The organism is Bacillus sp. ISL-78 (genome assembly GCF_018613455.1).
Taxonomy (GTDB): Bacteria; Bacillota; Bacilli; order Bacillales; family DSM-1321; genus Peribacillus; species Peribacillus frigoritolerans.
Genome location: NZ_JAGGQC010000004.1, coordinates 479,560 through 499,776, shown reverse-complemented (window position 1 = coordinate 499,776; position 20,217 = coordinate 479,560). Strand labels below are relative to the sequence as shown.

The following is a 20,217-nucleotide window of genomic DNA, read 5'->3' as shown; positions in this document are numbered from 1 at the left end:
TATGACCCCCTTCATATTCCTGACATCAACATATAAACAAACATGGATTTTCTCACGAGATTATTATAACAGAAGATTTAGAAATTTTTTTCTTTGGATCGCAACACACCATTCGGATACCGCGCTTACTGTCATACCTAATTTACCCAAAACTCTTTATTGTCTACCTTTTTTGGATTATGATGGATGAATGAACCAAAAGTACCATTTTTCCACGCCTTCATTCCAAGGACATACTAAAAATATATTAGTTAGGAAGTTGAACTATGCGCACGTATCTTGGCTATATCACGATTTCCCTCTTAGTTCCCGTATTGATCCTTTTCATTTTCCTTTCCCATCAGGAGTGGTCCTTAGCGCAATCTCCCTATCATGTACTCGACGAGCGGATTCCTGTTGAATCGATAGAACTGGCTCAGAATAGTTACATGAAGGCCGCAAATGGAAAGGTCATCAGTGAAATTTCCACTGGTGAGAAACGGACTTACTTAAAACTTGAAGACATCCCCCTTTTCCTGGAAAATCTGTTCATCGTTACAGAGGACCAGAAATTTTATGATCATGCAGGAGTCGACCTATCCGGCATAAGCAGGGCGCTTCTTATCAATTCACAAAATAAAACAATCGAACAAGGCGGCAGCACCATTACCCAGCAACTTGCCAGGAATGTTTATCTATCACATGATAGGACATATAACCGAAAACTCAGCGAACTCATTTATGCCTATCAGATAGAACGAAAAAAATCAAAACCGGAAATCATGGAACTGTATTTGAATGCCATCTATTTCAGTAATGGAGCTTATGGAATCGAAGCTGCTTCCCAATATTATTTCAGTAAACCGACTGGAGAGTTAACCAAGGCGGAACTTGCCTTCCTTGCCGCAATCCCTAATAATCCGGAATACTATAATCCCCTTGAACATTTCGATGCGACGAAAAAGCGGCAGGAGAGAATGCTGGAACAAATGGTTGCCAATGGTGCTTTAGAACAGGCCGAGTACGAAAGGCTTATCAAAAGTACGATTAAATTAGACTTGTCCACCCCGGTCGACCTATATCCCGATTACGTAACATATGTTCATCAGGAATTGAAAAACCTGGTGGCATCCTCCGAGGGTCTCGACAAATCTCTGCAAAGCACTGATGTCGCTATACGTAAGAACGCGGAAGCCGAGCTGGATAAAAAGGTCAAAGAGCTTTTAAATTCCGGTGTAACCATCCATACCGCACTCGATACTAAACTGCAAACACAATCAAAGACTGCTGTACAATCAAAAATCGGTGTCAATGATATCGAGGGAGCTTTAGTGGTTATACAGCATCATACGCACGAGCTTGTCTCTTTGATTGGGGGAAAAGATTATAAAAAAAATTCTTTCAACCGGGCTTACCAAAGCTATAGGCAGCCAGGGTCAGCGATTAAGCCACTTCTCGATTATGCTCCTTATTTAGAAGAAACGGATGCTGGCATCAATCAGCTCATAAGCGGAGCAAGCTATTGCAGCAATAGCTATTGTCCAAAGAATTATAGCGGCGACAGCTATGGGATGGTCACACTAAGAACTGCCTTCGCTCAGTCCTATAATACACCTGCCATAAGACTCTTTGAAAAGACGGGGGTGGAAACGAGTTTCAAGTACCTGGATGCTTTCGACTTTAAAAAGGTGAGCAAAAAAGACCACCATACGAGTTCGGCCATAGGCGGATTCGAATATGGCATGAGTCCCCTTGAACTCACAAATGCCTATACTTCCTTCCATGACGGAAACTATCAGCCAGCGCGTGCCATCACAAAAGTCACCGACCAAGAAGGTAAAGTCCTTTATAAATGGAAAGATCGCTCTAAAGAGATATGGAACAAACGAACCGTAGCCAAGATGCGGCAGCTGCTCCATGAAACAACCCTTTCCGGGACAGCCCGCAAAGCCTACTTTCCTACAGACTATGTCGGCGGTAAAACCGGTACGACCAATGATGTCAAAGACATGTGGTTCGTCGGTCTGACAGCAAACTATACAACAGGGGTTTGGATTGGAAGGGATAAGCCATCCAATCTACAATCCATTTATTCACATTCACCCCATCTATTGATTTGGAAAGATATCAGCCAGACTGCCGAGTGAAAAAAGAAGGTGCCGATGTGGCACCTTCTTAGTTTGTCAATAAAATGAGGTTCGGAATGGTCTCAATCCCTGCACGATTTAATCATGGAATTATTACCATGATTTTAAAACAAGACATGGTCCTACTCCATGATTTGTTTGACAGGGGATGAAACCTGAATCGATTGAAAAAATTCTCGACACGCCTGTCCAATAACCAGCTAGCCAAGCCCCTGCTAGACGCTTACTTTGATGAGGCTTGGCAGACAGCCGGCGGAAAGGGAGAGCCTGAAGTGGAAATCTACGTTCATTTAATTTTACACTCCCTCAAAATAACTGTAAGGCAACTCCATTATTATTAAGTTTGTCTACATTCTGATGGCACCTTCCTGTTGTCGATAAAAGAAGTTCCATCTAAATGTTAAAACAAAGTTGATTGGAACGTAAGGTACGAGACTCCTGCGGGAACGCGCGTCGAAGGGAGACCCCGCAGGCGCTGGCGCCGAGGAGGCTCCCTGACCGCCCGCGGAAAGCGAGTGCCTGGAGTGGAAATCAACGTTCATTTAATTTTACAAAAAAACTGTAGGCAACTCATTATATTGTCTACAGTCTGTAAGGTGCCGCATGGCACCTTCTTTTTTGCTATATGGGAAGACTTGCAATGACGCTGTTATAGAGCTTCAATCCCGCAAAAGCGACTATTGAAATCAGTGCCGTCCAAACGAAGATTGGAAAGAAAACCAATCCCACTAGCCTCGACAAATTCAGGCTCGGGCTCAACTTATTGACAAAATAAATTAAAGCCACGACATTCGTCGCGATAAAGATCGACCCAAGTCCGAAGATGAATTGAACACTGAACAATGAACAGGCACCGCCAATCACATAAATGACTGACCCCTTTCTTACACTGTTCAAGGCTTTCCCCTCCGAATCCTTGGAAAAGAATAATAAAGACAGCTCCATTATCGTATCGGAAATCAGCTTCAATGCAGCAAAAACCATGAAGAATAAAAGGAGCAATACGATCAGCAGCGCCAGCTTGATGCCGGCTTCAGAAAAGAACTCCAGCATCCCTTGGTAGATTCCCAAATTTCCAAATAACTTGAGCATTTGCATTTCCCCATAAATGGAAAAGGAGAGGCTGAATAATAGTGTTGATATGATTGGTAAATAACTAAATAAATAGGTGTTTTTCATGATTTCTCCATCCATGCGCCTTTTATCCTATATTATGCAAGATAATCCACGATTTCACAATGGGTACTCCACTCATTCACCGTTGAAAAACTTTTTTTAATAAATTTTTCAGGGTGGTTACCCCTCCTTTTCTACCTATATATAAAACATCATTCAAGTTGGCCTTCACCGTTTTTAAAGCCATGCAAACCCACATAAATTGCGTTATACTTTTAAGCGAGGCAAGGATTCGATAAAAAAATACATATTCAACGAAGTTTCCTAACGTCTAGGATTGCCCGAAAAAAGCATAATAAGACGACTGACTTCGTTTTAAAAAAAGGGGGGGAGTTTATGTCTTTACTTCATTGGGCGGTATTATCACCGTTTCTATTAGCAATTATTGTACCGATATTGTACAAACTATTTCGACAAATACATACAGGATGGTTTGTATTGATTTTACCGATTCTCCTTTTCACCTATTTTTCAAGGTTCATTTCCTTGACCAAACAAGGGGATATCATCATGGAAAGCGCAACATGGATTCCTTCTCTCGGAATTGATGTTGATTTCTATGTGGATGGACTAGGGCTTTTGTTTGCCTTGCTCATTACAGGTATTGGTTCACTCGTCGTTCTTTATTCAATTTTCTATTTATCGAAGGAAAAAGAAAAGCTGAACCAATTTTACGTCTTCCTTTTGCTTTTCATGGGGGCGATGCTTGGTGTCGTCCTTTCCGATAATCTAATAGTCCTTTATTCGTTTTGGGAATTCACGAGTTTATCATCTTTTCTATTGATAGGATATTGGAATGAGAGGGAGCGTTCACGTTATGGGGCGCAGAAATCGCTGCTGATCACTGTGCTTGGGGGCTTAAGCATGCTTGGAGGCTTCATTCTCCTTTCCATTATGGGGAACACATTCAGCATACGTGAATTGATTGCCCAAAGCGGGGAACTTATGGACCACTCGCTCTTCGTTCCTGCCCTTTTGCTTGTGCTGCTTGGCGCGTTCACTAAATCCGCACAGTTCCCGTTCCATATTTGGCTTCCTGACGCGATGGAAGCCCCTACTCCGGTCAGTGCTTACCTTCATTCCGCCACAATGGTCAAGGCTGGTATTTATTTGGTTGCCCGATTAAGCCCTGTTTTTGCAGAATCAGGATTATGGTTCTGGCTCGTTTCGATCGCCGGCTTGATCACCCTGTTCTGGGGCTCATTCTCTGCAATCAAGCAGACTGATTTGAAGGGGATTCTCGCTTTTTCCACCATCAGTCAGCTCGGATTGATCATGTCGCTTTTGGGACTTGGTGCTGCGGCACTCCACTATGAAACGTTGGGGGAAAATATATACTTGGCAGCCACGGTTGCAGCAGTATTCCACTTGATTAATCATGCGACCTTTAAAGGGAGCCTATTCATGGTTGCAGGCATCATTGATCATGAAACCGGTACGCGTGATATCAGAAAGCTTGGCGGATTGATGCAGTTGATGCCCATCACTTTCACTGTCGCTGTGATAGGTGCTTTTTCAATGGCTGGACTTCCGCCCTTCAATGGTTTTTTAAGCAAGGAAATGTTCCTGGCCAGCATGGTGAATGTATTGGAATTGAATATCTTCAATATGGAGACATGGGGGTTCCTGTTCCCTGTGGTTGCATGGGTAGCCAGTGTATTCACTTTTATTTATAGCATGATTGTCGTGCTCAAACCCTTTACAGGTAAACTTCAGTTACAACTTTTGGAAAAGAAACCCCACGAGGCACCGGTCGGGATGCTGATATCCCCGATCATCCTTGCTTCGTTGGTCATCGTTTTCGGTATTTTTCCAAACTTGCTGTCTTCATCCATCATTAAACCTGCGGTAGCCGGCATACAGCCAAGCTTGGCGGGACCGGATTTCCGAGTCCATATCGCCTTCTGGCATGGATTCGGACCAGAAGTATGGATGACCATCGGCATCATAGCATTTGGAATTCTATTATACAAAACGCTTCCGAAGTGGCAGAAAGTCACTCAGTGGATTCCTGAACGCATCTCCCTTAATGCTTTGTATGATAACGGGGTAAGAGGGCTCGAACGTTCAGCTTCCTTCGTCATGAAAGTATTAATGACAGGTTCGATTAGGACGTATCTGCTATCAATCTTCCTTTTCTTCATTCTTTCCTTGGGCTTTACCCTCTATTGGAAGGATGCATTTAAATTGGATGCAGGGAATTTTGCCCCAATCGGCATATATGAATTGGTATTGGCTGGAATCATTGTGATTGGCTCTGTCGCCATTCTGTTTGCAAAGTCCCGTTTAAGTTCCATAATCATCTTAGGAGCCGTCGGTTATACGATTTCCCTATTTTTCGTTTTGCTGCGGGCACCGGATTTAGCCTTGACTCAACTAGTCATCGAAACGATTTCGGTATCGCTGTTTTTGCTCTGTTTCTACCACCTCCCGTTAATGGCAAGCAGAAAGGAAGAGCGGATGACGTTCAAGTTGAATAATGCCATGATATCTATTGGTGTAGGAGTCATCGTGACATTGATCGCCTTATCGGCACATAGCAATAAACTATTTGATTCCATATCCAGTTACTATCTTGAAAATGCTTATAAGGAAGCAGGCGGGAAAAACGTCGTAAATGTCATTCTCGTTGACTTCCGCGGACTTGATACAATGTTTGAAATCACTGTCCTTTCCATTGCTGCGCTCGGGATATTCGCGATGATCAAATTGCGTTTGACAGGGGGGAAAGATAAATCATGAAGCAAAATGACCTGATTCTCCAAACGGTTACGAAAGTCGCCGCCTTTGTTATCTTGCTGTTTGCGGTAGCCATCTTTTTAGGCGGGCATTATTCGCCAGGCGGCGGGTTTGTCGGCGGTTTAATGACTTCAGCCGCCATAGTCCTGCTGTTGCTCGCTTTCGACATTAAAACCGTCACCGGCATTTTGCCGATCGACTATAAGTTAATGATCGGTTCAGGCCTGTTCATATCAAGCCTGACCGTGGCAGGCGGGCTGGTATTCGGGGTGCCCCTCATGACACATGTTTATCAATATGTCGATCTTCCGCTTCTTGGGCACATCTCGCTTCATACCGCGGTACTTTTTGATCTGGGTGTTTATCTTGTGGTTGTTGGTGTAACGATGACCATTATTCAAACGATAGGGGAGAGTGAATAATGGAACTTTTAATGGCCATTGTCATTGGAATACTATTTATGTGTGCGACCTATTTAATGCTTTCCAAAAGCATTTTAAGAATCATAATCGGTACCGGGCTGCTCAGTCACGGCGCCCACCTTTTGATTTTGACTATGGGCGGTTTGAAAGGCCGTTCCGTTCCATTGTTAAGTGATGAAGCTGCATCCTATGTCGATCCGCTTCCGCAAGCGCTTATCTTGACGGCGATCGTCATCAGTTTCGGGGTTACATCATTTCTGCTGGTACTTGCTTATCGGACCTACCAGGAACTCGGTACGGATGACATGGAAGAAATGAGAGGTACGGAAACGAATGAATAATCTTACTTTCATGCCTGTTTTATGGCCGCTTTTCACAGGCATACTACTCATATTCTTTGCCAAGAAAATCATGCTGCAAAGAGGGATATCGCTTTTTTCCTCTCTTATCGGAATTGTAATTTCCCTTTATTTAGTGGTTACGGTCCATTCTCAAGGGATCTTGACTTTAGGCGTCGGCAGCTGGGAGGCGCCATTCGGGATCGTTATCGTCGCAGATATGCTTTCTTCGCTGCTCGTACTGACCACGAATATCATCGGATTGGCCATACTGCTTTATTCGTTTTACTCCATAGGGGAAGAACGTGAAAGACATTATTACTATCCTGTATTTCAATTTTTGCTGATCGGGGTAAACGGTGCCTTCCTAACGGGGGATCTTTTCAATCTATTCGTATTCTTCGAAGTCATGCTGATGGCTTCCTACGTGCTGCTTGTGCTGGGAGGTACGAAAATCCAGCTGAGGGAATCATTGAAGTATATCATCGTCAATGTGCTATCCTCTTCCTTTTTCGTCATCATGGTGGCGTATCTTTATTCAGTTCTAGGCACATTGAACATGGCTGACATCAGCCAGAGGATAACGGAAGTCAACCAGCCTGGAATCATCTCGGTGATAGCGATTGGCTTTCTGATCGTCTTCGGTTTGAAGGGAGCCATTTTCCCGCTTTTCCAATGGCTGCCCGGGTCTTATTATGCTCCGCCCATTCCAGTGATGGCCCTATTCGGGGCATTGCTGACAAAGGTCGGGATCTATTCCATTTTCCGGACCTATACACTGATGTTTTATCATGACCAGGATTTCACCCATACATTCCTTGCGATACTGGCAATCTTGACCATCATCATCGGTGTCATTGGTGCGATAGCTTATTGGGATGTAAAAAAAATAATCATTTACAATATCATCATCGCCGTCGGGGTTATCATATTCGGCATCTCCGTCATGAATGAACATGCCTTATCGGGTTCCATTCTATATATCATCCATGACATGCTGATCAAGGCTGCACTCTTCCTTCTGGTGGGCATCATGATCAAAATCAGCGGATCGGATGATTTACGGGACATGGGCGGCTTGATCAAGCAATACCCTGCGGTTGCATGGACCTTCTTCATAGCGGCCATATCATTGGCGGGAATCCCGCCGTTCAGCGGTTTTGCCGGCAAGCTCCTTATTCTTCAGGGAGCTGCAGAAAAAGGGGCATACTTGGGAATGGCCGTTGTCTTAATTTCAAGCTTGATGGTCCTCTATTCCGTCATGAAAATATTCATGAATGGCTTTTGGGGAACTCCAAAAGCTGATTATGCCTTAACTAATGGAAAGGTTAATAAAATGCTGGTTCCGGCAGTCCTCCTCGTCATCATTTCCGTTTTATTCGGAATAGGGACAGAATCGGTTTACCCATACATTACACAAGCTGTAGATTCATTAATGAATCCCGAAATCTATAACAAAGCGGTTTTAAAGGAGTAGTGCCTGATGTCATTCCAAATTTTACTGAATGTGTTCCTTGCGTTTATCTGGATGTTTTTAAAAAATGAGTTTAACGGGAGCACTTTTATCATCGGATATTTATTGGGGCTCGGCATCATGTTCGTCTTCCGTCATTTTTTCAATGATCGTTTTTACTTGAAAAGGGTGAATGCCGTCGTTCTATTGCTGCTCATATTCGCAAGGGAACTCATACTTTCCAACATAAGCGTCCTTAAGGCTGTGCTTAAACCGAGCCTGGATATGAGACCTGGCATATTCGCATTTGAAACCGTGCTGACCAAGGATTGGGAAATTACGATACTATCGAATTTAATTACACTTACACCAGGAACACTTGTCGTTGAAGTATCGGAAGATAATCGGATTCTTTATATCCACGCGATGGATATTGCCGACAAGGATGAGGCTGTGGACAGCATTAAAAATACATTTGAAAAAGCGATTATGGAGGTGGGCAAATAATGTTCGATCTAATGCTTAAAATCGCGTTGCTCGGTGTTTCCCTTTCCATGATAGGATTCTTATACCGTTTAATCAAAGGGCCTTCCGTGCCGGATCGGGTCATCGCACTCGATGCAATGGGAATCAATCTTATCGCAATCGTTGCACTTGCCTCCATTGTCATGGATACAAGCGCATATCTGGAAGCCATTCTTCTGCTCGGAATCCTATCTTTCATCGGAACGGTCGCTTTCGCCAAATTCCTTGAGAAAGGGGAGATAATCGAAGATGACCGCAATCGTTGAAATCCTATCGGCCCTATTCCTATTAATGGGAGTCTTTCTCTTTTTAGTCTCGGCTTTCGGCATCATCCGGCTGCCCGACGTCTATACAAGAAATCACGCTGCCTCAAAAAGCTCGACACTTGGAATCATGTTCATCCTGATCGGCACCTTGTTATATTTTTATTATAAACATAGCCATTTCGATTTCCGGGTCGTGCTCGCGATCATCTTCATCTTCATGACCAGTCCTGTTGCCGGACATTTAATCATGCGCTCGGCTTATCATACTGGCGTAAAAATGTGGGATCGGAGTGTCCAGGATGATTTAAAGAAAACCCGGTGATCCCTGCCATTGCAAAAGAGCTGCCCTGATTACAAGAGCAGCTCTTTTCTATTTCAATCTATTAAAAGTACCTGGTCGCCCACTCTAATTTCACCTGTTTGCATGACCGAGGCGTATACGCCAAAATGATTTTCCCTTTCCTTGACGACAGTTTTCAGCAGTGATGGATCTCTATGTGAATCGCTTGGATCGACAGTTATGATCATACAGCGCTCACAATGCCTTTTGATCTCCAATTCCACTTCATTTCCAATTAGAATCCTTTTTCCGAACCATTGCTCTTCTAAAAAGGGGGTTTTGTTCACTAAGGATATAATTAAATTTTGCCTGAATCTCCTGCCATCCAGTTCTTTTCCCCAAAGCTTTGTCAATTCGCCAATCGAGGCATCACTGACAAGCAGGATGTTTTCTTCCTCAATCGCACCTAACGGAATATGTGCAGGATGATAAACAACTGGTTCTGCATCCTGTTTCAATAACCGTTCCATTTCCTCCTGAAAGGCTCCCTCTCCCCATGTCAAAACGTTTCCTGAAGGGGTCTTCACTTGGATTTCCGGATATTGGTCAAGTGCTTCCTCACCAGAAAAAGCAGCTTGATAACGGACCATTTCCGGGACTTGGGTTATCGTCAGGAACTTCCCATTTTTGCCTTTAAAGGCATGGCTGCGATCTCCATATAGTCCATAGTCCATCACCTTCGTTTTTTGCACCTGTTCACCAGTGAATGATTTTACAGGATGACGGGTGATTTCTTGAATATGACCCACCAGCATAAAAAAACCTCTCTTCATACATTAGTCTACTGCCCTTATTATACGTAAACCGGATAATGCAGAATCAGTGCGCCAATTTGCGATTGTTCTTTTGATTCACTTTGACTTCGGTAAGTCGATAACGGCCAATGTACAGCGTGAAATGCAGATAAGATGATCCTCTTCATCATGGATCTTCACATCCCACACCATCGTGGTCCTCCCACGATGGATGATGTTCCCTTCTGCGGTAACAAAACCTGAACGGACGCCCCTAACATGATTGGCATTGATTTCAAGGCCGACGACAGCTTGTTTTGTACTATCTACCAGCTGCATCCCGCCAAAGCTTGCAACGGATTCCGCAAGGGCAACGGACGCTCCCCCATGCAATAAACCATACGGCTGCCTAGTCCGTTCATCGACAGGCATCGTCGCAATGACTTTCCCCTCGCCTACTTCTTTCATTTCAATCCCAAGCGTGCCTATCAATGACTTTTCAATATTTCTCTCCATCCCATTACCCCCGACTCTCTTGTTTTTTTTACCAAAAAATGAATCGTTATTCATATTAGTATACAAAAAAAGGATGACCCAAGTCTATCAAGTCATCCCTCAATCATGTAAATGTATTATTTGGAGAGGATTTCTTTTAATTCAAACCAGCTTGTCAGTCTTGGAATATCCATTTCCCTGTTATAGGAGTTATCCATTGCGTACACTTTCGTTGGAATATCCAATAAAGTTTCCAGCACTGCCGGTTTATCATCAAAATAATAATCCAATTCCAATTTGCGGATCGTATCAATTTTTTCATGATCCTTCATCCCGCAGTAAAAATTTTCATCCTTAACCGGAAAGCCGTTTTCGATCAGCCATTTTTTTGTCCGTTCACCATGCTCCGCTTTTCTGGCGGTGATGTAATAGATTTCATGGCCATCGCGTTCAAGCTCCTGCAGCGTTTCCACTGCGCCCTCGAAGGCTGGACAGGATGAGTAATACACTTCATCGGCAAGGCTGTTCCACATCTTGCCCCCAGCCTCTTTATCAAGCCCGAATGCTTCATGGATCTCCAACGTCTTTAAAGCCGTGAATTTCGTTAACTCTACGTTCGTATTAAGCTTTTCATTATAAAGATGGAACGCAAACTCCCTCAAGTTAATAAGGGTATCGTCAATATCAAAACCGAATTTCATATCCTTCACTCCTATTCAAACATAAGCGGCGGCAAACTGTGATGCGAAGGACATCTCCTTGTCCACCTGAATGGCCTGTAATCTTTCAATCTCGGCTTTTCTTTTTGGCTCAGCCGTTTTAAGTCCAAGGAAGCCAGTATCCCCCTGCAGGATGCATCCAGAAATAAGCTCGGCCAATATATCGGCATCCTTCATGGCACAATTGAGTCCGAACGCACCTGTAGGCGTCATCGTATGGGCTGCATCACCTAATAAAGCAACGCCATCCTTTGTCCACGTTTCACAATAGCTGCTGTAAACATCCAATAAAATGAAGTCCCGCCAAGAGCGGATATTTTCACACACGACCTTTTTCAATTCAGGAAAGGCAAGAAGCAAATCTTCAATGAACGGATCAAAATGCTGTTTTCGCAATTGGGGAAAACAACCATGCTCTATATTCCAGCCAATTTGGATGAAACCGCCGGCCTGGGTGAAGAGGGCAACCTGGGAGCCATTGACCAATGCCATCTTGATCGAGGGCTTCCACCCCTCCGGAGCAGGAATTTTTGCCCACAGTAAATCATAGCCATGATCTTTAATCACGACTGGTATTCCCGCTTTTTTCCGAACGATGGAAAACCTGCCGTCCGCTCCGATTATCAATGGACTTTGCACTTCCAGGTCATTTCCGCCATTACGGGCCTTGACACCCGTAAAACGGCCCATTTCATTCTGCAACAAGTCGGTAACCCTCGTATTCATCATCAATTGAAAGGAGTCCAGCTTTTCGGCTTCATTCAATATGGCTTTAAGCAGATGGTTTTGAGGGACATGTATCCCAACATGATCGACAGGCCATTCCGGGAAAATGCTTTTGAACATTTGGCCGCCATGCCAATATTCAATTTGTTCCATCCTAAGCAAGCCAAGTTTTTCCACACTATTGAATAAACCGTGCTTTTTAAGAATGCCCTCTCCTTCATCGTTCAAGAACTCGCCCCTGAACTCCCTTGAAACTTCAGAATGCCTTTCAAGCAATACGACTGAAATGTCCTGCTTGGCCAATAGGTAAGCCAGCAGGGCACCTCCAGGACCTGAACCGATTATGCATACATCTGATTTAACCAACATGCCTCTTCACCTGTTGTCCATTTTATTTAGGATAAGCCGTGATGCGTATGTCCTCACCAAACGTTTCCACGCCAGAGAAGGAAACATCCATCGCTTCATCCATCGTATCCACATTCATGCCGGTATACGGTGTCAGTGAGTTTCTACCGCCCAATAGTTTAGGGGCTATATAAATCAAGTATTTATCGATGAGCCCTTCCCTAAGGAATGAGGCATTCACTTCGCTTCCGCCTTCCAGCAAGACATCCGTAATCCCCTTTTTATACAGCTCTTCCATTAATGCCTTTAGATTCAGTCCCGTCTCGTTTTTGGGGACGAAAATGAATTCGATCCCTTTTTCACGTAAAAGGTCCATTTTATCCGCAGGTGCATTTTCCTGCGTTACTATCAAGGTTTTCGCATCTGATACTTGTACAACTTTGGCATCCAATGGAACCCGTAATTCACTGTCCAAAATGACCCGGATCGGATTTTTCCCTCCGCCCTCCGGAAGTCTGGTCGTCAGTGATGGATCATCGGCCAACACAGTCCCGATACCAACTAGGATGGCATCCACCTCATCACGAAGCAAATGAACGGAATGACGTGATTCTTCTCCTGTTATCCACTTTGAATGGCCTGTGTGGGTTGCAAGTTTTCCATCGAGCGTCATCGCATACTTCGAAATGACAAATGGACGATCCGTCAGCATATTGTGAATAAAACGCTCATTCAACCTTTGGGCTTCCTTTTCCAGGACGCCGACTTCGACTTCAATGCCGGCATCCCTTATGATGGTTATTCCTCTGCCGGCCACTTCCGGATTAGGATCTTGAGTCGCAACCACCACTCGCCGGACACCTGATTCTTTCACCAAATTTGCACAAGGTGGTGTCTTTCCATAATGGGAACAAGGCTCAAGAGTCACATAAAGCGTTGCACCTTCTGCATACTCACCCGCCATTTTGAAAGCATGTACTTCCGCATGCGGTTCACCCGCTTTACGGTGGATCCCTGTCCCGGCTATCACACCGTCTTTCACTATGACTGCCCCGACCACTGGATTTGGATTCGTCTTTCCTTTAGCACTGGCCGCCAAATCCAATGCCAGCTTCATGTAATATTGATCATCATTCATTCTATAGCTCTCCTTATACAATCAAAGTTGGCTTCTTTGTGGGAATATGTCCAGACTTCTTAACCTTTGTATCGAGATAGAAACTATTATCTTCCGTCAAACCGCCCCAAAGCGGAATATGGTCCTTTGCCGCAAGTCCATGCTTCATGAGGGCATCCAGCTTTTTGGGGTTGTTCGTGATTAAAGTAACCGGATCCTTACGCAGTTCCCTCAACACGCGAATGGCTCCCTCGTAAGATCGCGTATCGTCTTCGAATCCTAAAGCCTCATTCGCCTCGACCGTGTCATAACCTTCCTGCTGAAGCAAATAGGCAAGAGATTTGGAGAACAGGCCAATCCCTCTTCCTTCATGGTCCGCAAGGTAAAAAATGGCCCCGCACCCATGCTCGGCTATCATCTTCATCGATTGGTGGAGCTGATAGCCGCAATCACAGCGTTTACTGCCGAAGATATCACCTGTGTGGCAGATGCTATGCATCCGGACAAGTGCATCCTCCGACTTTTCAAAATCACCATAAACCAATACGGAGGATTGCTGTCCAAAAGCGAGGTTCGCTTCCGAAAGCGAATCAAGCACCGTATCCTTGTCATTATCCGCACCGTCAAGCTGTAGCCATGTATACCATTGGAAAACCGTTGAGAAATCTCCTTGTTCAACCGGCAGGTTCACAGGTCCCACAAGGCATATATCAGCTTTACCGGGGGTTTGGATGATATTCATTTTATCTATTAAAAGGTCTTTTGTTTCCTGGGTTATTTTCATGTTAACATCACCTATTTTTATAATTTATAGTGTGCCTTCTCCTTACTTTAGGTAAGTAAGTATATTACTATACACTATACCTGTCAATGAAGCAGTTTACAAATAATAGTGTATCTTTGATCATAATTTCCAAGAAGTTTTTTTGCAGAAAATGGTCATACACAAACCGCTATCATATCGGCTGGCCTTTATACATATTTTAACGTATAACGAAAACGTGTCTATAGACAGACCTAATGAAAGGAAGGAAACCTTTTGGAGGATTTCCCTTATTTTTTATATGATCCTATCCTATTTCCGCCTCACGCCAGGAATCAGACATTGCGCCCCTACTCGGCAACCAATCCAGATCTGCTAGTCAAATCGGCAAATGCCTCGCAATTTTTGATGCTTGATGTAAAAAAGGTCATGGATACTTTAGCCGCATCCAAGCCTTTCTCGAACCGGTTGATGACCGCTGCCCAAGCATCGCAAAAAAATGTCGTGATCGATATGATCCGCAAGATAGGAATTAAGAACGAACCTGATATCACGTATAACCCCGATGGGATACGTTTTGATTTCTATCCTAAAGCAGGGGAAGAAAATTGCCATATCATCGTAAGCTTGAAATGGAGGGATGTATAACGTCCGTTTAACACCTTTTTGGTAAAAAAACCGAAGCCTATTTTCGGCTTCGGATATTTGGGTTCAACTTGTTTTCGTTTCAAAGGTTTCAACCAATAATGCAAGCGTGCGTGCCATGACACCGGTAGCCCCCGATGTGCATAATTCGGAGTTGCTCGAGGTTGTGGAAGTTCCTGCAATATCCAGATGGACCCACGGAGTGTCTTCGGCAAATTCACCGATGAAGGCGCCGCCCATGATCGCATGTCCCGCCCCTCCAGGTGAATTATTCAAATCCGCTATTTTACTATTGCGCACCCGCTCTTTATCCTTTTCCGTAATCGGCAATCTCCAAATGGGCTCCCCGGCCTCCTCTGAGGCTTTGACCACTTGTTCATAGAACTCCGTGTCATTTGTCATTGCACCCGTCATATCCATGCCCAGAGCCGTTATGACACCACCCGTTAAAGTGGCAACGTCAATTAGATACTCAGCACCATGATGTTTAGCGTAAGTCATGGCATCCGCCAAAACCAGCCGGCCTTCCGCATCCGTATTCAATACCTCTATCGTCTTGCCGCTCATGGCAGTGATCACGTCATCGGGCTTGAATGCATCACCGCTGATCATGTTATCAGTGGAAGGAATGACCGCCACGACATTTTGGTCCGGTCCCAATTCGCCGATGATTTCCATTGCACCTAAAACGGCTGCAGCACCGCCCATATCAGTCTTCATTCCAACGATACCAGCCTTCGTTTTCAATGAGTATCCACCCGTATCGAATGTGATTCCTTTACCGACCAACCCGATAACATCCTTCCATTCATCCTTACCTTGATACTTCAGGACGATCATTTTCGGAGGCTCGACCGAACCTTTATTGACAGCAAGGAGTGCGCCCATTCCCAACTTGAGCATGTCTTCCTTCTCGAGGATCTCCACTTCAAAACCATAACGTTCGCCCAAGGCAGATGAATAATTCGCCAAATCTGTGGAAGTCAGCAAATTGCCGGGTGTATTGACCAAAGTTCTGGCTGAGTTCGTCGCCCTTCCGAAGATCCTCCCTACATGAAGAGCGGCACCGACCTCTTCTTGATCAAATTCACTGTAAACCGTAATCGATTCAAGGCTTTTTTCGACCTGGTTCGATTTTTGCTTGTATCCGTCAAACTTATAGGAAGCAAGTTCAAAAGCCTCGGAACAAGCATGCGCTGCGTCCAATGCATCCGGATTTTCAGTCGTGAATGTATCCAACGCGATCGAAAGTGTCGTAATCTTGGATTCTCTAATCGTCTTACGCGCTTTTCCCAACGCTTCGCGGAGCGTTTCAAAAGATAGCTCCTTTTCCTTGCCCAATCCTACAAAAATCAATCTCTTTACGCTTAATTTACCTAATGTATGTATTTTGACCACTGTTTTTTTCTTGGAAGAGATTTCCCCGGCTTTCACTAACTCCGTCAGCTGGCCATCCAATCGTTCATCCGCTTCTTTCCCTATCCCTGTGAACTTTACGGGTCTGTCAAATACGCCTAGAACCAGGCATTCGTCAATCAAATCTATATTTAAGGAATTTTTTACTGTGAACATTCTGCTATCTCCTCCATTCTATTACTTTCATTATAACGAAATCTTCAAAAATTTTCGAATAAGGTCCGCAAAAATAATAATAACAAGGTATATTGTTTAGAATGGGTGACTTTAGAGTAATAGTATAAGAAAGATCATATTTATACTTATGCCGGCAGGGAATCGACAGGACTGAATGGAACTAATAATAAGGTCCTTATTCCGAACAGATGCATTTACCCATATATGGATTTCATCTTTACTTATAACTAGAAAGAAGGCTGATACTCTTGGAATTATTACTCAACTTCCCTTTAATCGCAGCATTGATTGCCATTTTCTTTGCTCAATTCATCAAAGTTCCCATCCACTTCATAGCATTTCGTAGAGTGAACTGGTCACTCATTAACTCCACAGGCGGTATGCCAAGCTCCCACTCTGCGGCCGTATCAGCCCTGACCGTGGCGGTGGGGATCGAAACCGGAATGGATTCCCCTGTATTTGCCGTTGCCGCGATCTTTGCAATCATCACGATGTTCGACGCGACAGGAGTGAGGCGGCAGGCAGGAGAACAGGCAGCCGTCTTGAACCAGCTCGTTACCGACTTCAATACCTTTGTCGAGCAAGCAAAGAACTGGCAGAAAAAAGCAGATAAACAGAAACAGCAGCAATTAAAGGAACTGTTGGGCCATAAGCCAATCGAGGTATTTTTCGGAGCCTTGACAGGAGTATTCATTGCATTGGCACTTCACTTCTTCATCTTTCAAGGGTAGGTGTTCAATTTGAAAATAATCTCTCTTTGCCCCAGCAATACGGAACTATGCACATATCTAGGAATCGAAGATCAGCTGATCGCCATCGATGACTACTCTGATTGGCCTGAAACCCTACAGCATCTTCCTAAGGTGGGGCCCGACTTATCAATCGATATCGATCATGTGGAATCACTAAAACCCGATTTGGTGCTGGCTTCACTGAGTGTACCGGGCATGGAAAAAAACATTGAGGGGCTAAAAGAACGGAACATCCCACATATCATCTTCAACCCGCAATCGCTTGAAGATATCGCAAAAGATTTACTGACCTTGGGCGAGGCGATGGATCTTAAGGAAAAAGCAGAGGAACAGGCTGCCAAATTCCGTGATGCCATCCTTCAATATAAAAACATCGCCGATAAAATCGAAACAAAGCCATCCCTGTATTGGGAATGGTGGCCTAATCCCTTATTCAGCCCCGGGGGAGTTAATTGGTTATCCGAGATCAGTACGCTTGCGGGAGGATATAACCTTTTCGAGGATGTCGATATGGCAAGCATTCAAGTTACTTCCGAAGAGGTCCAAAAAAAGGATCCCGACCATATTTGCTTAGCTTGGGTCGGTGTCCCTTTACGTAAAGTAACCCCGGCTCTTGTCAAGAAACGGCAAGGGTGGACTGATATGAAGGCCGTCCGGAATAACCATATTCACATCATGGAAGAACCTTTATTCTGCCGGCCTTCCCCGCGTTTGCTGGATGGGCTGTCCATATTGGCAAAGACTCTGCATCCTGAAGCCTACAAAGGCATGCCCTAAGGACGTCCCAAATGAAACAGAAAAGGGTGCCTCAATTGAGGCACCCTTTCACTTTCCTCTTTAAAAAGCAAAGGAAGCTACATTCTCATTCAATGTTTTCTCAGCGATTTTCGGCTTGAATACCTGTTTGATCTTGGTTTCATTCAACCTGCTTAACTGTTGTTCGGATAACTCGCCGTTCCCTTTTTGGACAACATATACTTCAAGGGTTTTCTTTCCCCAGTTCTCGTACACATCCTGTACCGTTTCGTAGTATAGATCCAGGTGATTCCCTTTGATCGCACCGCCCTTGTCCGCTACAACCCCATATCCATAGCCCGGAATCCAAAGGATGGTTCCGAGAGGGAATATGGCAAGATCGGCGGCAATGGTGGAAAACAAATCCCGTTTCACCTTCACCCCTGAATATGTGATTCCATAAGATGGGCTTTCCGGGTACTTTCCGGTTGATTCATACCCTGCTGTATATCCTGTGGCCAAAACTTCATGCTTCGGGTATTTCGAAAGCTCGATCGCCTCCGCTATCGTCGTGGGACCATTGCTCGCGGATGCCGATGCCATTAGCGTTGCCACTTGCCCCCCACTATGAATCGCTTTATATTCGAGACCAAGCATTCGATGTTGTCTCATTGCCTCTTCAAAAGGATGATCTTCAGGAACTGCCCCAAAAACATGATTCAAGGTCGATTCGATGGCCAAGATAAATAATATGATAATAGCAACCCTCAAAAATAATGCCTTTACAATCTTCATATGTACCAATTCCACTCCTCTCACAAGGATATTTGTTCCCTTAACAGAGTGAAAGTATTCAAAAAGCATGGAAAGAACCAATTTTTCTTACAAAAAAGGGTCTTTTCGTAAAGATCGTTGTTTTTAAAACGAAACTATTTAAGGCTGATTGGAGCGGAAGTGCCAGACTGCCTGCGGAAGCAGCGGGACAGGTGAAGACCCCACAGGGTTTACGCCGAGGATGCTCACCGCCCCGCGGAAAGCGAGAATCTGGAGGGGAAATCAACCCCACCGCACTACTTGGTAAATAGCAACAAAGTATGCAAAACAGCCTATAAAAAAAAGGACCATCCAAACATGACGGCCCTTCCCTTATTAAAACATTTGATATCCTTTATTCCTTAGAATCCTGATGACCACACCGGCTAAAACCGCGCCAAGCAGCCCGCTTGATAAAATAATGATGTCTGCCATATGCAGGGATGTAAGGTTCTTACCAAGATTGGAAAAAGATATTCCCGGATTCCTAAAATATTCTATTAGCTTTGTTTCATTGACAATGATGATGAAGACGATTGGAAATAAGAAGACCATGATCCACGAAGAACGAAAGAGCATATTCAGCAAAAAGCCAATTCCGAAAAACAATATGAAAAATAAGAGTATTGAGATAATTAAAACAGGCAATGGCATGTTATTCTTGACCCTCCTTAAAAGCGACACCTTTAGTTTACTGAAAAAATAATTGCTGCGTCAACGACTTATACCAAATAATACCGAAGAAAAGATAATTACCCAAATTACAAGAATAGTTTATATGATGTATATCCAAATTGATCTCCCGGATTCAACCCGTCAAGCATCGTCTGCATTCTTTCCTTTTTAAAAGCTAAAAGCTGTTCCAATAGTAACGATTGCTTCCCCTCCTTCATGAGTAAATCAGGGTGATAAAATTTAGCTTCATATAATTCATCCAATTGAGCATGTACTTCAAAACTGAGCGGTTTAAGTAAAAATATCAACATATTATCACTTATATCCCCTTTGATGACTCCGCTTCTCACTCCTACGATGCCTTCGATTTCTGTATGAATGCCCGTCTCCTCCAACACTTCCCTTACGACAGCCTCATCGACGGTTTCATCATTTTTGACAAAACCTGCCGGAAGCGACCATTGCCCTTTCAATCCGCCATACCTTTTGTTCACGACAAGCCACTCACCTTTATCGGATATCACAAGGCCGGACACTGCCAGCCAAACATTTTTGCATCGTTCCACCAAAACCCACTTCCCCTACATTCATTATTTAGTAAGATGATGCCAAAGATAATTTCCTTGATCAAACTTCATCATCCCCATTATATTCCACACAAAAAAATGCATACTCCGCTCTGACGCACTCATCGATGGATGGGCTGCCAATGAAAAG

22 protein-coding genes are annotated in these 20,217 nt (G+C 44.1%); 11 read left to right on the top strand and 11 right to left on the bottom strand.

Features of this window, described 5'->3' with window-relative positions:
- Window positions 1-266 precede the first annotated feature (266 nt).
- Window positions 267-2,126: a transglycosylase domain-containing protein gene (locus J7I96_RS08045; RefSeq protein ID WP_214922558.1), complete on the top strand. Its 1,860-nt coding sequence runs from the start codon at window positions 267-269 to the stop codon at window positions 2,124-2,126.
- A 621-nt stretch (window positions 2,127-2,747) separates the two neighbouring features.
- On the opposite strand, the gene J7I96_RS08040 is transcribed toward J7I96_RS08045, so the two are convergent.
- The gene (locus tag J7I96_RS08040) at window positions 2,748-3,305 is read right to left on the bottom strand and encodes a DUF5366 family protein (protein ID WP_214773194.1); all 558 of its coding nucleotides are present in this window, start codon (window positions 3,303-3,305) and stop codon (window positions 2,748-2,750) included.
- A gap of 333 nt (window positions 3,306-3,638) precedes the next feature.
- On the opposite strand from J7I96_RS08040, the gene J7I96_RS08035 reads away from it, so the two are divergent.
- The 7 genes from J7I96_RS08035 to mnhG are packed head-to-tail and all read left to right on the top strand — an operon-like array spanning window position 3,639 to window position 9,367.
- Window positions 3,639-6,044: a Na+/H+ antiporter subunit A gene (locus J7I96_RS08035; RefSeq protein WP_214922560.1), complete on the top strand. Its 2,406-nt coding sequence runs from the start codon at window positions 3,639-3,641 to the stop codon at window positions 6,042-6,044.
- Window positions 6,041-6,463: a Na(+)/H(+) antiporter subunit B gene (locus J7I96_RS08030; RefSeq protein ID WP_034310256.1), complete on the top strand. Its 423-nt coding sequence runs from the start codon at window positions 6,041-6,043 to the stop codon at window positions 6,461-6,463. Before J7I96_RS08035 ends, J7I96_RS08030 begins: the two co-directional genes overlap by 4 nt.
- Window positions 6,463-6,804: a Na(+)/H(+) antiporter subunit C gene (locus J7I96_RS08025; RefSeq protein ID WP_214922562.1), complete on the top strand. Its 342-nt coding sequence runs from the start codon at window positions 6,463-6,465 to the stop codon at window positions 6,802-6,804. Before J7I96_RS08030 ends, J7I96_RS08025 begins: the two co-directional genes overlap by 1 nt.
- Window positions 6,797-8,278, top strand: a complete 1,482-nt coding sequence (locus J7I96_RS08020; protein WP_214922563.1) for a Na+/H+ antiporter subunit D — start codon at window positions 6,797-6,799, stop codon at window positions 8,276-8,278. The genes J7I96_RS08025 and J7I96_RS08020 overlap by 8 nt, the downstream gene beginning before the upstream one ends.
- A 6-nt stretch (window positions 8,279-8,284) precedes the next feature.
- A complete protein-coding gene (locus tag J7I96_RS08015; protein ID WP_202315671.1) occupies window positions 8,285-8,761 on the top strand; it encodes a Na+/H+ antiporter subunit E in 477 nt (158 codons plus the stop codon).
- An 11-nt stretch (window positions 8,762-8,772) separates the two neighbouring features.
- The gene (locus J7I96_RS08010) at window positions 8,773-9,045 is read left to right on the top strand and encodes a Na(+)/H(+) antiporter subunit F1 (RefSeq protein WP_370023645.1); all 273 of its coding nucleotides are present in this window, start codon (window positions 8,773-8,775) and stop codon (window positions 9,043-9,045) included.
- Window positions 9,029-9,367 (top strand): monovalent cation/H(+) antiporter subunit G, encoded by a 339-nt coding sequence (gene mnhG, locus J7I96_RS08005; RefSeq protein WP_048687653.1) that lies wholly within the window; start codon window positions 9,029-9,031, stop codon window positions 9,365-9,367. The genes J7I96_RS08010 and mnhG overlap by 17 nt, the downstream gene beginning before the upstream one ends.
- Before the next feature lie 53 nt (window positions 9,368-9,420).
- Here the strand turns inward: mnhG and J7I96_RS08000 are convergent, their stop codons facing one another.
- The 6 genes from J7I96_RS08000 to J7I96_RS07975 form a co-directional block, all read right to left on the bottom strand.
- Window positions 9,421-10,140, bottom strand: coding sequence for an MOSC domain-containing protein (locus tag J7I96_RS08000; protein WP_214773100.1), 720 nt, complete (start codon window positions 10,138-10,140; stop codon window positions 9,421-9,423).
- A 96-nt stretch (window positions 10,141-10,236) separates the two neighbouring features.
- A complete protein-coding gene (locus J7I96_RS07995) occupies window positions 10,237-10,635 on the bottom strand; it encodes a hotdog fold thioesterase (RefSeq protein WP_214922565.1) in 399 nt (132 codons plus the stop codon).
- A 116-nt stretch (window positions 10,636-10,751) separates the two neighbouring features.
- The gene (locus J7I96_RS07990; protein ID WP_214922567.1) at window positions 10,752-11,315 is read right to left on the bottom strand and encodes a 5' nucleotidase, NT5C type; all 564 of its coding nucleotides are present in this window, start codon (window positions 11,313-11,315) and stop codon (window positions 10,752-10,754) included.
- A gap of 15 nt (window positions 11,316-11,330) precedes the next feature.
- On the bottom strand, window positions 11,331-12,428 hold the full coding sequence (locus J7I96_RS07985; protein WP_214922569.1) for an FAD-dependent monooxygenase: 1,098 nt from the start codon (window positions 12,426-12,428) through the stop codon (window positions 11,331-11,333).
- Between the two features lie 22 nt (window positions 12,429-12,450).
- On the bottom strand, window positions 12,451-13,545 hold the full coding sequence (gene ribD / locus J7I96_RS07980) for a bifunctional diaminohydroxyphosphoribosylaminopyrimidine deaminase/5-amino-6-(5-phosphoribosylamino)uracil reductase RibD (RefSeq protein ID WP_214773097.1): 1,095 nt from the start codon (window positions 13,543-13,545) through the stop codon (window positions 12,451-12,453).
- A gap of 13 nt (window positions 13,546-13,558) precedes the next feature.
- On the bottom strand, window positions 13,559-14,308 hold the full coding sequence (locus J7I96_RS07975) for a GTP cyclohydrolase II (protein ID WP_057278041.1): 750 nt from the start codon (window positions 14,306-14,308) through the stop codon (window positions 13,559-13,561).
- A 255-nt stretch (window positions 14,309-14,563) separates the two neighbouring features.
- Between J7I96_RS07975 and J7I96_RS07970 the strand changes: the two genes are divergently transcribed.
- Complete coding sequence (locus J7I96_RS07970; protein ID WP_214922571.1) at window positions 14,564-14,935, top strand: YuzC family spore coat inner layer protein; 372 nt, start codon at window positions 14,564-14,566, stop codon at window positions 14,933-14,935.
- A gap of 63 nt (window positions 14,936-14,998) precedes the next feature.
- Here the strand turns inward: J7I96_RS07970 and J7I96_RS07965 are convergent, their stop codons facing one another.
- Complete coding sequence (locus J7I96_RS07965; protein ID WP_214922573.1) at window positions 14,999-16,504, bottom strand: leucyl aminopeptidase; 1,506 nt, start codon at window positions 16,502-16,504, stop codon at window positions 14,999-15,001.
- Window positions 16,505-16,773: 269 nt separating this feature from the next.
- Between J7I96_RS07965 and J7I96_RS07960 the strand changes: the two genes are divergently transcribed.
- Window positions 16,774-17,256, top strand: coding sequence for a divergent PAP2 family protein (locus tag J7I96_RS07960; RefSeq protein WP_214922575.1), 483 nt, complete (start codon window positions 16,774-16,776; stop codon window positions 17,254-17,256).
- Window positions 17,257-17,265: 9 nt separating this feature from the next.
- A complete protein-coding gene (locus J7I96_RS07955; protein WP_214922576.1) occupies window positions 17,266-18,054 on the top strand; it encodes a cobalamin-binding protein in 789 nt (262 codons plus the stop codon).
- Window positions 18,055-18,114: 60 nt separating this feature from the next.
- Here the strand turns inward: J7I96_RS07955 and J7I96_RS07950 are convergent, their stop codons facing one another.
- The 3 genes from J7I96_RS07950 to J7I96_RS07940 all read right to left on the bottom strand — a co-directional run bounded on the left by J7I96_RS07950 (window position 18,115) and on the right by J7I96_RS07940 (window position 20,066).
- Window positions 18,115-18,807 (bottom strand): 3D domain-containing protein, encoded by a 693-nt coding sequence (locus tag J7I96_RS07950; RefSeq protein WP_048687644.1) that lies wholly within the window; start codon window positions 18,805-18,807, stop codon window positions 18,115-18,117.
- Between the two features lie 354 nt (window positions 18,808-19,161).
- Window positions 19,162-19,479, bottom strand: coding sequence for a YuiB family protein (locus tag J7I96_RS07945; protein ID WP_214773092.1), 318 nt, complete (start codon window positions 19,477-19,479; stop codon window positions 19,162-19,164).
- Between the two features lie 107 nt (window positions 19,480-19,586).
- Window positions 19,587-20,066: an NUDIX domain-containing protein gene (locus tag J7I96_RS07940; protein ID WP_214773193.1), complete on the bottom strand. Its 480-nt coding sequence runs from the start codon at window positions 20,064-20,066 to the stop codon at window positions 19,587-19,589.
- Window positions 20,067-20,217 lie beyond the last annotated feature (151 nt).